17 protein-coding genes are annotated in these 13,656 nt (G+C 36.8%); 2 read left to right on the forward strand and 15 right to left on the reverse strand.

Annotated elements, in window-relative coordinates:
• Positions 1 to 372 precede the first annotated feature (372 nt).
• Both PAV_RS23590 and PAV_RS23595 read left to right on the forward strand, forming a co-directional pair.
• A complete protein-coding gene (locus tag PAV_RS23590) occupies positions 373 to 2,199 on the forward strand; it encodes a sensor histidine kinase (protein WP_157267224.1) in 1,827 nt (608 codons plus the stop codon).
• Positions 2,183 to 2,839 carry a response regulator transcription factor gene (locus PAV_RS23595; protein WP_005550396.1) on the forward strand — a complete coding sequence of 219 codons (657 nt, stop codon included), beginning with the start codon at positions 2,183 to 2,185 and terminating at the stop codon, positions 2,837 to 2,839. The genes PAV_RS23590 and PAV_RS23595 overlap by 17 nt, the downstream gene beginning before the upstream one ends.
• Before the next feature lie 422 nt (positions 2,840 to 3,261).
• On the opposite strand, the gene PAV_RS37030 is transcribed toward PAV_RS23595, so the two are convergent.
• The 15 genes from PAV_RS37030 to PAV_RS23660 form a co-directional block, all read right to left on the reverse strand.
• Entirely contained in the window at positions 3,262 to 3,393 is a 132-nt protein-coding gene (locus PAV_RS37030; RefSeq protein WP_262866842.1) for a hypothetical protein, read from the reverse strand.
• Between the two features lie 497 nt (positions 3,394 to 3,890).
• Positions 3,891 to 4,079, reverse strand: a complete 189-nt coding sequence (locus tag PAV_RS23600; RefSeq protein ID WP_005550397.1) for a hypothetical protein — start codon at positions 4,077 to 4,079, stop codon at positions 3,891 to 3,893.
• A 429-nt stretch (positions 4,080 to 4,508) separates the two neighbouring features.
• The gene (locus PAV_RS33795; protein ID WP_238555909.1) at positions 4,509 to 4,685 is read right to left on the reverse strand and encodes an aspartyl-phosphate phosphatase Spo0E family protein; all 177 of its coding nucleotides are present in this window, start codon (positions 4,683 to 4,685) and stop codon (positions 4,509 to 4,511) included.
• 271 nt (positions 4,686 to 4,956) lie between these two features.
• Positions 4,957 to 5,985: a tetratricopeptide repeat protein gene (locus PAV_RS23605; RefSeq protein WP_005550399.1), complete on the reverse strand. Its 1,029-nt coding sequence runs from the start codon at positions 5,983 to 5,985 to the stop codon at positions 4,957 to 4,959.
• A gap of 102 nt (positions 5,986 to 6,087) precedes the next feature.
• On the reverse strand, positions 6,088 to 6,231 hold the full coding sequence (locus tag PAV_RS37035) for a helix-turn-helix domain-containing protein (protein WP_262866845.1): 144 nt from the start codon (positions 6,229 to 6,231) through the stop codon (positions 6,088 to 6,090).
• Positions 6,232 to 6,676: 445 nt separating this feature from the next.
• Positions 6,677 to 7,117 carry a GNAT family N-acetyltransferase gene (locus PAV_RS23610; protein WP_005550400.1) on the reverse strand — a complete coding sequence of 147 codons (441 nt, stop codon included), beginning with the start codon at positions 7,115 to 7,117 and terminating at the stop codon, positions 6,677 to 6,679.
• A gap of 287 nt (positions 7,118 to 7,404) precedes the next feature.
• Positions 7,405 to 7,944 carry a GNAT family N-acetyltransferase gene (locus PAV_RS23615; protein ID WP_005550401.1) on the reverse strand — a complete coding sequence of 180 codons (540 nt, stop codon included), beginning with the start codon at positions 7,942 to 7,944 and terminating at the stop codon, positions 7,405 to 7,407.
• Positions 7,945 to 8,619: 675 nt separating this feature from the next.
• On the reverse strand, positions 8,620 to 9,213 hold the full coding sequence (locus PAV_RS23625; RefSeq protein ID WP_005550405.1) for a YdeI/OmpD-associated family protein: 594 nt from the start codon (positions 9,211 to 9,213) through the stop codon (positions 8,620 to 8,622).
• A gap of 176 nt (positions 9,214 to 9,389) precedes the next feature.
• A complete protein-coding gene (locus PAV_RS23630) occupies positions 9,390 to 9,665 on the reverse strand; it encodes a hypothetical protein (protein ID WP_005550407.1) in 276 nt (91 codons plus the stop codon).
• 267 nt (positions 9,666 to 9,932) lie between these two features.
• On the reverse strand, positions 9,933 to 10,367 hold the full coding sequence (locus PAV_RS35360) for a hypothetical protein (protein WP_005550408.1): 435 nt from the start codon (positions 10,365 to 10,367) through the stop codon (positions 9,933 to 9,935).
• A 56-nt stretch (positions 10,368 to 10,423) separates the two neighbouring features.
• Positions 10,424 to 10,675 carry a DUF7660 family protein gene (locus PAV_RS23640; RefSeq protein ID WP_005550409.1) on the reverse strand — a complete coding sequence of 84 codons (252 nt, stop codon included), beginning with the start codon at positions 10,673 to 10,675 and terminating at the stop codon, positions 10,424 to 10,426.
• Between the two features lie 189 nt (positions 10,676 to 10,864).
• Positions 10,865 to 11,704 carry an adenylyl-sulfate kinase gene (locus PAV_RS23645; protein ID WP_005550411.1) on the reverse strand — a complete coding sequence of 280 codons (840 nt, stop codon included), beginning with the start codon at positions 11,702 to 11,704 and terminating at the stop codon, positions 10,865 to 10,867.
• A 39-nt stretch (positions 11,705 to 11,743) separates the two neighbouring features.
• Positions 11,744 to 12,502, reverse strand: a complete 759-nt coding sequence (locus tag PAV_RS23650) for a Type 1 glutamine amidotransferase-like domain-containing protein (protein ID WP_005550412.1) — start codon at positions 12,500 to 12,502, stop codon at positions 11,744 to 11,746.
• 76 nt (positions 12,503 to 12,578) lie between these two features.
• A complete protein-coding gene (locus tag PAV_RS23655; RefSeq protein ID WP_005550413.1) occupies positions 12,579 to 12,908 on the reverse strand; it encodes a hypothetical protein in 330 nt (109 codons plus the stop codon).
• 65 nt (positions 12,909 to 12,973) lie between these two features.
• On the reverse strand, positions 12,974 to 13,516 hold the full coding sequence (locus PAV_RS23660; RefSeq protein WP_005550414.1) for a GNAT family N-acetyltransferase: 543 nt from the start codon (positions 13,514 to 13,516) through the stop codon (positions 12,974 to 12,976).
• Between the last annotated feature and the right edge of the window lie 140 nt (positions 13,517 to 13,656).

The raw sequence follows: 13,656 nt of genomic DNA on the forward strand, positions 1-13,656 counted from the left end.
GTTATATCCGAGTTTTATTCAGGTGGAACTGGGGAGAAAATCGGCTTAGCCATACGCGATGAAGTAATCCGCATCGACAATGAACCCGTTGATCAACACTTCACCGTCTGGAAATGGGGAACGATTGAGCAAGTTAAGTCTATCGCAGTCAATCGTAATGGGATTCATTTAACATTTGAAACCGATTCACAGGGTAGTGGCCTTTCTCCCCGTTATTTTTTGGGCTTCATAGCTGAAATATTATTCATAGCACTTGCTGGCTTATTATATTTTAAAGCTAGACCCTCATCTTCTGTGACTTATTTAATTGCTGGATTTACTTTAATCGGGCTTGCATTTATGTGTGCTGAAGCATCAGCACGGGAGGATACAATGGCAAAGTTTATTATAAATACTGCCATGTCAATTATTCCCTTCTTGTTTGCTCATTTTATAATCGTATTTTTGAAAGAACGAGGCTACTTGCCTATATCGATTAGATGGATACGCTATGTATACATTATACTCGTGCTATTAGGAGTCACCCGACTAGCTTACTTCCTTCCTATTTCCTTCATCTCCATATATAAATCGTATCATATCATGGATTTGGGAAGTTTTTCTGTAGGCTGCCTATTCACTTTATGGCTACTAACCTATGTATATTTAAAAAAACGCCATGAGAATTCATATCCTGCTGTTATCATTAAGACGATTTGGATCTCATTTGTTCTCTCTTTTGCCCCATTCTTAATGTTGTCAGTTGTTCCTGATATGGTTTGGGGAACGAGTCTATTAGACTATTCCTACTCCAGCTTTTTTATCTTACTGTTCCCGGTATCGTTCACTTATTTTGTGTTTACGAATAAATTATTTAATATTGATATGATCGTTAATCGAATCTTGTTCCTGTTCTGTCTAGCATTTGTTCCTTCACTTATCATAACTATTAGTATGACTGTATTCGTTGCTGCTCATCCTACTCCAACGCAGAGCATAATCAGCTTCGCAACTGTATTTCTTGTTATCTGTGGAGTTATTGTTCTACTCGACAAATCACACCAACACTTGACTGGAATGTTATTCCCGGGAAGATATCGATTGGTCATTTCCTTTAATCGAATTATTAACAATTTAAGATATTTGAAGAGCTTTGAGGATATTCAACGTGTTCTGCTACCCGATCTCTGCGATACTTTAGGTATTCCTTCTGCTAGTATTCGGCTTCGTTCTCAAAACGATGTTCGAATGGTAGATTGCGACGATATGGATTGCGATGAGATTGAGTCTGGAATTAACACAGGTCAACTACTAACGGCAAATTACAGGATTCTACGTATGAATGAGGAACCAGGTTTCTCCAGTCATCTTATTCTGGCATATAAAAGTTCAGGAACTCTATTCAGTAAAGAGGAACTGCGATGTATAACTCATTTCATTGGTTACCTATCTATTGTTGTTGAGAATGTGTATTTGATTGAAAAATTATCTTTGCGAGTCAATGATTTGCTCGAAGACCTGAATACTAGTAACGAAACGATTCATGATGTTGCATGGTTAAGAAGATCTGTATTCCAGCTACAGGAGAAAGAACGACAACGTATCGCTTCCGACCTTCATGACACGGTAATGCAGGATCTATTTTTTGCAAAACAAAGACTCACTTCATTACAAAGCAAACAATTTCCAAAGATGAACATGAATGAAGAGTTACAAGAACTGACTGAATATATAGAAATCATTAATCAAAATCTACGAGAAACCACCTACCAAGTGTATCCCTATTTGCTTCAGGAGATGGGTTTCTCTACGGCCATTCATCATCTGTTCGAGACCCAACGATTTGACTGTACATTCCAGCTTCATCTTCAAATCGATCCGCTTGCTAACAATGACCTGTTTGAACTTGATTTCCAACTACTGTTATTCCGTACTTCACAAGAGTTACTCTCTAATGCGAGAAAGCATTCTCAAGCGACGCACGTCTCTTTCCATTTTACAATGGACGAATATCATTTCATTTTAGAATACGATGATGACGGGATAGGCTTGAATCATCGGGTTCAAGATACGTCTGGAATTGGGCTCACACAGATGAAGAACAGGATTATCAGTTTCTCCGGGAAGATACACATCAAGACTGTGGAGGAGGAAGGTTTATCTATTCGCATAACGATACCTAAACCTATAAGGGGGATATCACATGCCAAAGTCCATTAAGATTGTTATTATTGAAGATCACCCAGCGATGAGTGCAGGAATTAAGCTTATATTGGAACAAGATATAGCAATACAAGTGTTAGGCATTGCGAAGAATGGGGAAGATGGAATGGAGCTAATTCACCAGCTTAGTCCAACTGTCGTATTACTCGATTTGAACTTGCCGGATGATTCCGGACTTAACCTATCCAGGATCATCAAAGAGAAGTACCCTTCGGTACATATTATTATTTATACGGGTTATGACTTTACCCCATTCTTCAATCGACTCATAGATAACGGGGTTAGTGGGATAATGAATAAAAGTGCTTCTTCCGAAGAAATACTGCAAATGATTCATAGTGTAATGGACGGAAACACCTTACTCCCTCTCTCTATATTTAGACAAATACAATTACAACGTTCAGGTGATGTCCGGCATTATTGGGAGGTCAATCTAACCGAAAATGAGAAGAAGATCCTTTTTATGGCTGTACGAAAGTACACTAACATACAAATCGCTGATCAAATAAATGTCAGCGAAAGCTCAGTGGAGAATTATCTCAAGAAAATCTACTGTAAGCTCGGAGTTAGATCCAAAGCAGAAGCCATAAGCAAGGTAGTTCGAGAAGACGGGATTTTATCTTTTGAGAAAGATTAATCCTTTAGTCCAGACGAACGAATTTTGTAGCAAGAGAACAAAGTTTCCCCCTAAAACTTACCTTTTTCAATGCCAACTAAACGATTCTTCACCTTATGCGCATATACTTTGATCTGTACTTTCTTGGACTTTTTAAAACTGGCCTCTCCCATCATCTGATAAGCATGAGGTTTGCATACACGACTTAGCTGCAATCATGGGTAGTATCTCCGAAGCTACATACAGCATCTCGAAAGAAATCGCAGACAAGGCATTTGTTTATTCTGATTCGCCTTTGTGGAAGGTTTACGCCTGTTGATGTATGGTCATAGGTAAGCCTAATGGCTTATCGCAATAGGTGTTGGAAGGGGATTTTCCCGGCCAACTTTTCTGCTTGTTAGGAGTTCCTCCTAATCCCTCTCGGACTGGGATTCACCCATCCGTTAAGCGTGCCTGTCGGAACGGCTGGTGCGACCGTAAAGCGGTCTATATTTCCCGGTTCGTTCACGGGAAGCATCACGATGTTGTGCCTCCGGCGTGATGCCGAGTATGCACTCGGTATCACTTTTTGACATCGCAAGCTCCCTTGATATGATAATCGCCGTAGTCCCCACTGAAGAAGCACTTGAAAAGTTCTGTATCACAGTTCAAAAGCTATAATTAACGATTTGCACTCGCTAAACTCGAATTCTCATTGAAACTGGATGCTTGACCTAAAGGATCTTTTCAGTGCTTTTCATCTCGTTTCTTGTAAATAACATAACCGCCAATCTTTGAATGGCAGTACCGAAAAGCAAAAGAGTAACTTTTTGTCGTTTAACAACAGTCGTTCTTGGCTGCTACCAGCCAAAAATAGCCGTAGCCCGCTGATGGTCAGCGTTACAACACTGGGTGAATATTAAGACATGCTACTTATGGCGAACTCACATCATTATTTGTTACTAGTCGGTAATGTCCTTATGTTCTTGTCAACCGACAGCAGCTGCGCCAACAATTTTAAGGCTGTATTATCGTTTATTATCGATTACAAGTCTAATATCGGTTTTTTGTTTAGTTCAGCTTTAATTTGTTTCTACCAACGGTGATGAAGTAATAATCGTTTAAGCAGAAGATTTACACCTATTTCAAAATGAACTCGCTTGTTTATAGGAATGTTCGATACTGACTTAACAACTTCATCGTTCATACAAATGCTGGGAATAATCTTTAACAGCCTCATAAGACGTTCCTCAGCATTTATTTCCCAAACTTCTTTAGCCATCGTGCCACTCCTCCTTTATATGAATCTATTATTACCATTTCAAAAACAGAATAACTCCAATTTAGGTTTAATCGCCTCGCAGAAGAATTAACCAAGTAAATAAATAGCCCATCCATTAGGATGGGCATATTGATGTTTTATCTTAATCCTTTTATGTAGAACATTTCTACTTCACTTTTGAAAAAGTTTTCGAAAGTACTTTTCATTTTTTTATATCTTTGTTCTCATATCGCTGAGGAATTTTTTCTTCAAATCTTAGAATATAAACCTCACCCTTTGGCTTGCTTAACCCAAAACCTTTTTTAATTCAAAAAAATCCATAACCATCTGACATTTCAAAGAAGATTAATTCACCTTCACTTATCAACGTATCAAACTGTGCTCCATATTCTACTTTTTTGACATCTGGCTTCGTTCGGATATTACTAGTTACAAGCGCTTAATTTCTTTATCGTTTCTTCTTTTTTGCATTTCTAGTATTAATCTATCTAGTTCTTGACTTATTTGAACCACATCTTCATCTGCAAAGCCGCCTTTAATCTGAACAATCTCCGTAAGCTTCTTCCTAAGATCGTTAATTTTATTCTCTAAAGAGTCTATTATCACTCACCTCACGTACACTATCTCTTCTTTTTGAGTATAATGCACGTTCTAGTAAGATATGTGAAAATATTACATTTCATCACTTTGTCGAAAAATGAAAAGGAGCATCAAAGGATGCTCCTAACACCATTTACCACGGATAGATGCTTTTGAGGGTCTATTCTATCAATAAGGAATAATAGACCCAGTGTCACCAGACAGTGCGACCACTGTTACTATAAGGGCAGTGTAGAGAAAAGATTGAAAACTTTTTTTCGAACTAAATTTTTCATACTCAATCCTCCTTCATCAAGTAATTACCGAGATCCTCAAGTATTTGCCCCGTCATAGGAATGTTATTTTTTATATGTATATGTATAATTGTGTTCAAACATTCCTTCTCTTTAATAATATCTTTAATCTTCGAAAAGCACATTAAACCTTTTACCAAATGGTTAATACTGTTGTCGATTTCGCCTATTGATGAAAAATACTCCCCAAGAATCCGTTGATATTCCCCATACCCATAATAAGTTAATGGGTTCCCTTCATCTAAGATAGATGAATTTACTCTGCTGTTTTCTATTAATGCTCTCGCTTCTGCAAAATTCTTTTCTTTTAAGTATAATTGTAAAAGATGTCTTGTTGCACCAAGGATAAAAGTGTCGCTACATGTCTCAAGGAATGCTCGAAGCTCATTAATAGCTTTATCAGTGTTCCCTTTTACAGAATTGTACAGAGCTTCCATAAACACAGTATGCTCTTGTGAGTTTGGATAATTAAATTGCTTATACTGTAACGAGTAAAGTTCTGATTCTTCATATTTGCCAAGAGCAAAATTTGCATCTCTAAGAATCCAAAGTGCGTTTACTCTATGAGGGCTTTCAGCACTATTTAACGTCAGCAGCTTCTTACAGTGTTCGATGCTCTCATGATAAAATTTCAGATTATACGCCTGAATTGCCAATTTGTAGTATAACTCAATCTGCTCTTGTTGGGATAAGAAATCAGCATAATTAATAATATATTTCCCGTTGTAATAGGTATCCTTCAGCCTGTTTAAGTCGTAACGTTCAATCAAGTACTGTTGATACAAACCTTTGGCGATATAAGGCATAATTCCATGCGAGCGTGAGTATTCAACGATGAGATTATATATGGATAGTTTAACAGAGGTATCTTCAATGGAGTCGATGTGTTGATACAGCTTTTCGGTTAAGTCGAAGCTGTCTTCGTTAGGAGCTTCAAGGTATTTTGTTGCAACTTTTCTTATCAGATCGATGTCACTATTTTGCTGTATCGATACTGATAAGATATGTAGCAATACGTCAGATCTCTTCTCGGTATCTACATAATAATGAACGATTGTATCAAAAGGAATCTGTAACGCTACTGATAAGGCATATATAGCTGCAAATTCAGGGCGCTATACATCGTTATTCTCAAGCCTTGATATAGCGCCTCTGTTGACACCAGACAGTTCAGACAGTTGCGTAATTGACATATTTGAGGCACGTCTAGTATCAAGTATTAGTTCTCCTATCGTCTTTTGAATAAGAGTTGATTCCAATTTTGTTCCTCCTCTTACTAAATTGACTAACTATATTTTACTATATTGTATAGATCACGTAAATTGTAGAATAATGCGATAAGTAATAAGAGGAGTAGCTACCAAACGGTAATAACAATTCCTAAGAAGCAAAGGAGCAAAAAAATAGGAAGGACACTATTAGCTTAAATATATGTAAAAGAAACTGTACGAGCTTGAAAGAAAACGTAAATAATAGGGACAATAGGATGGTTAGCATCATGTTCGTCTCTTTGCCTCCATAAGCAATCGCAATCTACACGTCTAAAAGTTCTTGAAATTAGAAATGACCCAGCCTAGGTAGTACTATTTAGACTGGGTTATTTGGTTATCTATGCATTCTTAACATACATCATTGCACATCTGAAATAGATTGGCGATTCCCCGGTGTGTGGAAGCTACGTTTACTTAGTGATGATCTATTTGATTACACCAAGCTATACGTTGCGAGCATTTCGCCCCATTCAGCAATTCCTACCTCATTAAATCCAACTGATGCATATAACTTCCGGGCAGCCTCATTATCTGGATGATAACCAATACATATTACATCTGTTCGGTCGTCTCTGTTCGCAATATCGGCAACAATCAATTCTAACCCCATTTTGCCGTAGCCCTGACCTTGAAACTGTTCATCTATCATAAATCTGTAAATCCAGTAGTTGTGATCATCACAATCCAGTCCATACATCGCAAATCCGATTAGTTGATCTTCCCAATAAATTGACTTTGTCACAAAACCGGGTAAAAATTGTGATTCAGCAATCGAATACAAATTCGAGGCAATATATCCTTCCTGTTCCGGTCTGACTTTCAATTGCGTACATGCTTCCCAGTTTTCCTTGTCTACATTTCGTAAACTGATCATTTTTGGATTCCTCCCATTGTAGTAGAGAAACCCATAGGTTCCCTACTTATTCAAATCTCACAAACCTCACCGACACACTGCATGTGAATAAGAAATTATGTTTCATTGCACATCACTCCTCTCAATGGATTACATTTTGCCTATTGCCTTCCGCAGTTACGCAGTCACATCAATAGATAACGTCGGTTCAATGTCTAAGTCATCTTTCCATGATTATACATCGGTTAAACTAGAGGGAATAGTCCCGCAGTCTGTAAAACATGGTTAGCTCATATTTAAAGCTACCTTTATCTGTTTTGGTACTCGATATCTAATATCGAATAAAAATATTGGTCAACCCATTGATTATTCCAGCATATTTCATCTTTAAATATCCCTTCTCTTCTCATTCCTAATCTCTCCATCAATTTCATTGATTTTTGATTATGACCATTACACATGCCTACGACTTTATGGGCTTGTAAATGATGAAATGAAAATTCAAGCAAGAGGTTTACGGCTTCGTTGCCATAACCATGACCTTGATATTCAGGAATAATTGCAAATCCTAGCTCCCAGCTCTTTCTGTGTTCTACATAACTCCATATTTGAGCTAGACCGATTGGTCTTGCTTCTCCTTCTATTGTCCTTGTGATTATAAAGTCATAATGAGTCGGAGAGTCCATGTTTTCAAGATATTTTTCACGAACTATCTCTTTGTCAGACTCAACAGATTCTTCAAAGAACCAGATGTCTTTATTGCATTCTAGTTCACAAATAAAATCCAAGTCCTCAGCTGCAATTCTGGATAGACCTATACGTTCTCCATTGATCTTAATGGGAAACACTGTTGAAACACTCCCTTTCCCCTATAATGGCTTCAATTAGCCGTAGATCGCATCTCGTATTCACGACATGACCCAACCTTAGATATGAGATAGCTCAATCTTAGCTGGGTCGTGTGTTGTTGAGTCGCCTTTCCACAATTATACATCTGATCTTCAAGGGGACAAAGACCTTACTTGCAGCATGATTTATCGGAGCTTAAAGCTACAGCATTACAGTGATTTTTTCCTCTCCATCACTTCACCGTTGTTACGGAAGCCAAAGCTTTTATAAAGCTTTTTGGCAGGCTCGTTATCCGCGTTGCAAGAAATCCAGCAGGAATTTCTGTGATATCATACTTTACCACGTCAAAAAGGAGCTGCCATGCCAGCCCCCATCTTTCGTTCCTATAGGTTTAATCATAAAGACAATGCCCGTTAATCTTTTTTATCAATACCTACTACATTTATTCTTCCTTGGATTGAATCATCATTATCTTATACTAAATAAAAATGGGAATCCCCTTGAGCTTGTTCATCCATTAAAGCTTCATGCCTCATTTTAAACATCTCGGGCTTATAGTAAGCCTCTCCGCGAGACGGTACCATCTGTTCAAAAAAGATCATTCGAAATGACCACCTGCCGTTGTCCTTTTTTAACACAAAATCACTGGCCTGCGATCACATCTTTTATCGGATTTACCGGTCGTTTAATCCCTTTCCAGCGAGAATGTCCGGCACGCATTTTTCAATCCTTGACTCCCGAGTTTTAGATTGTTTGGGTGCGGAAAAGAACATAGCGTATGCTCGTTGCCGTCCCGGCGTTAATGCATCAAAAGCGGCTTTCAAAGCAGGATTTTCATCTAGCTTGATTTGAAATTCTTCAGGAATGTTGATTTCCTTTTTCATTTCTACTTTCAAACCTGACTTTTCCACTTCAACAGCTTCATAAATATAGGATTTTATGATCGTTTCCATCTCAGCGATTTCTCGAACATTGGAGAAACGAATCTGGCGGCCCGCCTGCGTGTTCTCCCCAATATTGGATAGAATACCGTTGGGATCCTTCAACAGAGCCCCTTTGAAAAACATAAGCGCACAGAATTCTTTGAATCCTTGTATGATCACAATGTTACTTCCCTGTGACATATAACAAGGCTTCCCCCACTTTAACTCTTCGCTAAGCTGGCAGTCCAAACAGATCATTCTTAGTTTGGTCATCTCTTCTTTCCACTTTTTTGCCTTCCCTAAAAAGGCATCAACCTTAGGATTTATATTATTTATCTGTGTCATGTTCCTTCTCCCTATCGTTTTTCTCGCCATGGATAGGCCATATATACATATTTATTTACAGAAAATTGTATTCTGATACGAATGGGAATCACAATACTAGAATTCCCCCTATAATTCCAAGGTATCCCTTACTCTAATTGCACTTTCTAAACCAAACCATCTATGGAGCAATAAAATCAATTTTTCTTTACTTGATTGTAAATAGATTTAACCCCAAGGAGCATACCGTAAATGATTGCAACATCTACTAAATATATAAATAATTCAATCCTTACACCTTGGAGAAACCACATATTAGCATTCGACTCACTATAATAGTGTATGAAAAATCGTAAAGGAAACCCGTATTCAGTTCTTTGTACACCTTCAGCAGGGATATTTCCAGGAATAAATAGTACAGTAAGTAATGCAACCCAAAATGATATATTCAATATCTTCTTGTTTACCTTCATTACTCCCCCTCCAAGAAACTAATACGTTTCATTACTTTTCTAAAAGGTTTTCAATCTTTCTTCCAATACCCTTTCATTAACTTCGTGAATCGCCCCGCTTGAATTACATCATTCTTTTCCTTCATCACAGACTTAATATCTAAACGCCCCTCATCTAGGACAAGACCCGACTTTAGATAACATTTATCTTAGGTCGGGTCGAAATAAGTTGTTTGAAAATTCTTCTATGCATATGTACTTGAACAACCAAGGTGGTCATTTTTTTGCTTAATTATGTTTGTTTAAATAACGTTTATCCTTTATTATACCAAGAAGTAAGCTTACTGGAAGAGCGACTATCGGAAAAAGAATTGTCATATATACGATCCCTATCATGCCAAAACCCTTTTTACTAAGAGCCAAAAAACAAAGTCCAAGATAAATATTTGCTACAAACAATGGGTAATTAAGGAACCTCAAAAAAGTAGTCTTCCGCAAAAAAATACTCACTACTATAAAATAACCAATTATGACTGGATAACTAAGGAGATTGTATTCCATAACTTTCTCGCTTCCTGGCATTCCATTTACAGAAAAAAATTTATTCTGATCAGCATAAGGAAACAGAAAGAAAATCATATACATAGTTACTAACAATGACATAAGTAAAATAAAAATATTGAATTTATGTTTCTTCATTAATGGCATAACTGTACCTTTCATATCGAATACCTACCTTTTATGGAATAAATTGGATTTTCCTGCTGCGAATTTATCGACTATTCGTAGATCTTCCCCATATAAATGATTTGCGCACATCTCTTCCATGGATTATCAGGTTTATCATAGAACCGAAGTCCCTGTATTGATTCTTTTCCCCAATCATATGCAGATTCTAAAAATGCTTCGATTGATTCATTCTCCCATTCTTCTTTCCTGTTGATCCTGTCATTTCTAAGTTCATTAATAAAATTCAAAAAAGACTTCTCATCCTTTACCTCATTAGCAATGTCAAAAAGAGTCTTCTTCATAGACAGTTTCCTTCCTTCCTTATCTTTCAGTATTATATCACTAACATTCAATTGTATGATCATTCCCACATAAACTGTATTGTTTTCAATAAACTACGCATAACTTGTATCTAAGAATCTGAGAGGCTAATATAACAAAGACCAAGTACAAACACTTGGTCTTTCAATTGGCTTGGATGATATTCATTTCTAAAGAACACTGAGTATGTCCTTCAACTCTTCTTTACACTTTTCAATATCAAATTGGGAATTATCGATTTTTTGCTTATTGATTTTCAATAAATTAAAAATCTCAAGTTCAATACTCTTCCTTTCCTGAAGAACTTGAACAGTCCCATCAACCCCACAATATCCTTGCATCTTGCCGAATCCTTGATTTGTATAATATTCGATAAACCCGTCCGACCATTCCTTAGGCCGTTCATTTATTGCTTTCTCAAACGTAGATCTGATATCTTTTTGATCAACATAAATGACGAAAGGATTCAATGACTTCACAATTTCCTCTAACAGTAATACATAGTGAATAACTTCTTCTTTCTGCACATTATATTTTACAGTACCGATCGTCAGTGGATTTTGGATGAAGCAACACTCAAATATATGTACAGAATTACGATGAATCTTATCTTCCTTAAAGAAATTCCACTTCTCCGTAAGTAACCTTACGTGTTGGTCGAACGGCAGCTCATAAATATCTTTTGCAAATATCTCTTGCAGCAACTCATCTGGAAAATCAGATCCCAGTTCATCCTTCATTTTTCGATAGGGAATTAAGAAATCACTTCCGTGTTTAACGGCCCTACTCTCTAATATTTCCTTACATCCTTCATGGTCTAATAACAACTGATCAAATTCATCTTGCCTATAAAAAGAAACACCATCGTAATCAGCAGGATGTTCTGCATTACCTTCTAGAAATAATTGAGCCTTTATACCTTTTTCAGCAAGAATTTCAGAAACTAATCGTGCGACAGTAGACTTTCCAGACCCAGGCAATCCCTCAACAAGAATCAATTGTGTTTTCATAGGTTTTTTCTCTCCTATCTTTTGTATACATTAAACTATTCATGACATTCGTCTGTTAATCAATGAAAAGTCAAAGATATCTGACAATCGTCTAAAATCACAATTGTTCAGCTCAATCTTATTCTTTATTCCATTATTATTATGAATTAAATACGCCTTACTTTGTATATCACTCTTTATTATCTTGTACATATCTTCCTCAATTACAAAAGCAACATTGTTATCAAGGGCAATTCCAGGGCCTTCTCCATGCGATATACTATCATCAAACTTCTCATACCCATTTTCATTGTAATGTGGACAATTTATAGCTGGAATGAGTCCAAGTCCTATTACTTTTTCTTTGTCCCACCAGCCATAAAGATTAGTTTCTAAACTACTATCGCTATGTCCTTCTAAAAACCAACATATTGATCCTGCACTCAAACCTGAGAGAACTATATTATATGCATATGCTTCTTTAAGGTATTGATCTACTTTGTTAGCTCTCCATATTTCCATCATTTTTACAGTATTTCCGCCACCTACATAAATAATATTCGAGGAGAAAATTTTTCCCTTAATTGTTTCATCAGATAGTTCATTATCGACAAGACATAGAGTATCAACCGCACAACCCAATTGCTCTCCGTATACATTCTTAATGGTTTCAATGTAGCCTTGAGCATCGTTACTTGCCGTTGGAATAAAAAGTATTTTCGGATTTTTGATATTAGCAAATTCAACTATGTATCTATCTATTGGCAAAGTCTCATTAAACCGAATCTCCCCACCACCGATTGCAACTATTTTCCCCATGATACTTCCCTCCGGAAAAGTTTATTACTTCTAATATGTTCTGAATCATGTTGTTTCTCCAGTCTTCCTTTAATATCTAACATTCAAAAAAGGGGAACACAGATACTAGCTCATTAAATTTACATTCCCATTCATTCCAATCACTTGATTTTAAAATTCCTGCAATCTGAAGACCTGATGGCTCCACTGATGCCCATAAAAAATAATCCGCTTTCCCTTCTTCACCAAACCAACACGGTTGTCCAATATGATGAATACATATTTGAGATGGGAGCAAAGAATAAATTTTAGCTAATCTATCCCATGAATCGTTAGTGAATTGACTAAAATCTAAACAATATACACGATCAATATGAACAATTGGTTCGTCCTTCAATTCGGAATTATCGTAAAAACAAATATTCAAACAAGTCACTCCTTGTTGGCACTTATAGATTTGCTCGTCGGTTGTAATTGCAATTGAATCCCTTCCTATAATTTCTTTGTCAAAAAGAGAGCCACCTCACCATTTTCCACATCTGTGTTCGTGTAGAATGATAAATCGATACCTTCAATCATGAAGCCACATTGATTATAGAACTTAATAGCCGGTACATTATAATTTTGAGTTTCTAATCGAATTGCTCTGAGTCCATTTTCCCTAGCCATTTCAACTACTTGATTCATTAGTGCCGTTCCAATATTCCTTCTCCTGTATTCGCTAGAGACTCGCAGCTCCCATATCAATACAGTGTTATTCCACATTTGCGGTTCACCAATGATGACTCCAATTAATTCATCATTTTCATATGCCCCAAAACTATACCCTAATAGCAACAATTCTTCATATCGATCGATATCATTCTGGTCATCTTGGTAGGTTTTCACGTATTCATTTTCTAACTGTACGAGTTCAAGCACGATTGATATATTGTCGTCTTGCTGTTGTCTATGTACGTCATATTTATATCTGGACGTATAACCGAACTCGCCCAACTGATCGGATGTAAAATGGATTAATTTTCTTATTTCCATGGCTACAACTCCCTTTCAAGATATATAGTTTTCCGAGTTTCACACGTTCTTGCATTCAAGATGACATCCATCACCATTAGAATTCTTTTTAACTCTCGAATTAGATGTAACGGCTTTATAGAATCTTCGTAAATTTCACT

The organism is Paenibacillus alvei DSM 29 (genome assembly GCF_000293805.1).
GTDB lineage: Bacteria > Bacillota > Bacilli > Paenibacillales > Paenibacillaceae > Paenibacillus_B > Paenibacillus_B alvei.

Excerpts from the sequence above, each read along its gene's own strand:
- PAV_RS23590 (WP_157267224.1), top strand. The coding sequence starts at position 373 with ATGGCAAAGTTTATTATAAATACTGCCATGTCAATTATTCCCTTCTTG.
- PAV_RS23595 (WP_005550396.1), top strand. The coding sequence starts at position 2,183 with ATGCCAAAGTCCATTAAGATTGTTATTATTGAAGATCACCCAGCGATG.
- PAV_RS37030 (WP_262866842.1), bottom strand. The coding sequence starts at position 3,393 with ATGTCAAAAAGTGATACCGAGTGCATACTCGGCATCACGCCGGAGGCA.
- PAV_RS23600 (WP_005550397.1), bottom strand. The coding sequence starts at position 4,079 with ATGGCTAAAGAAGTTTGGGAAATAAATGCTGAGGAACGTCTTATGAGG.
- PAV_RS23610 (WP_005550400.1), bottom strand. The coding sequence starts at position 7,117 with ATGATCAGTTTACGAAATGTAGACAAGGAAAACTGGGAAGCATGTACG.
- PAV_RS23625 (WP_005550405.1), bottom strand. The coding sequence starts at position 9,213 with ATGACACAGATAAATAATATAAATCCTAAGGTTGATGCCTTTTTAGGG.
- PAV_RS23630 (WP_005550407.1), bottom strand. The coding sequence starts at position 9,665 with ATGAAGGTAAACAAGAAGATATTGAATATATCATTTTGGGTTGCATTA.
- PAV_RS35360 (WP_005550408.1), bottom strand. The coding sequence starts at position 10,367 with ATGAAAGGTACAGTTATGCCATTAATGAAGAAACATAAATTCAATATT.
- PAV_RS23640 (WP_005550409.1), bottom strand. The coding sequence starts at position 10,675 with ATGAAGAAGACTCTTTTTGACATTGCTAATGAGGTAAAGGATGAGAAG.
- PAV_RS23645 (WP_005550411.1), bottom strand. The coding sequence starts at position 11,704 with ATGAAAACACAATTGATTCTTGTTGAGGGATTGCCTGGGTCTGGAAAG.
- PAV_RS23650 (WP_005550412.1), bottom strand. The coding sequence starts at position 12,502 with ATGGGGAAAATAGTTGCAATCGGTGGTGGGGAGATTCGGTTTAATGAG.
- PAV_RS23660 (WP_005550414.1), bottom strand. The coding sequence starts at position 13,516 with ATGGAAATAAGAAAATTAATCCATTTTACATCCGATCAGTTGGGCGAG.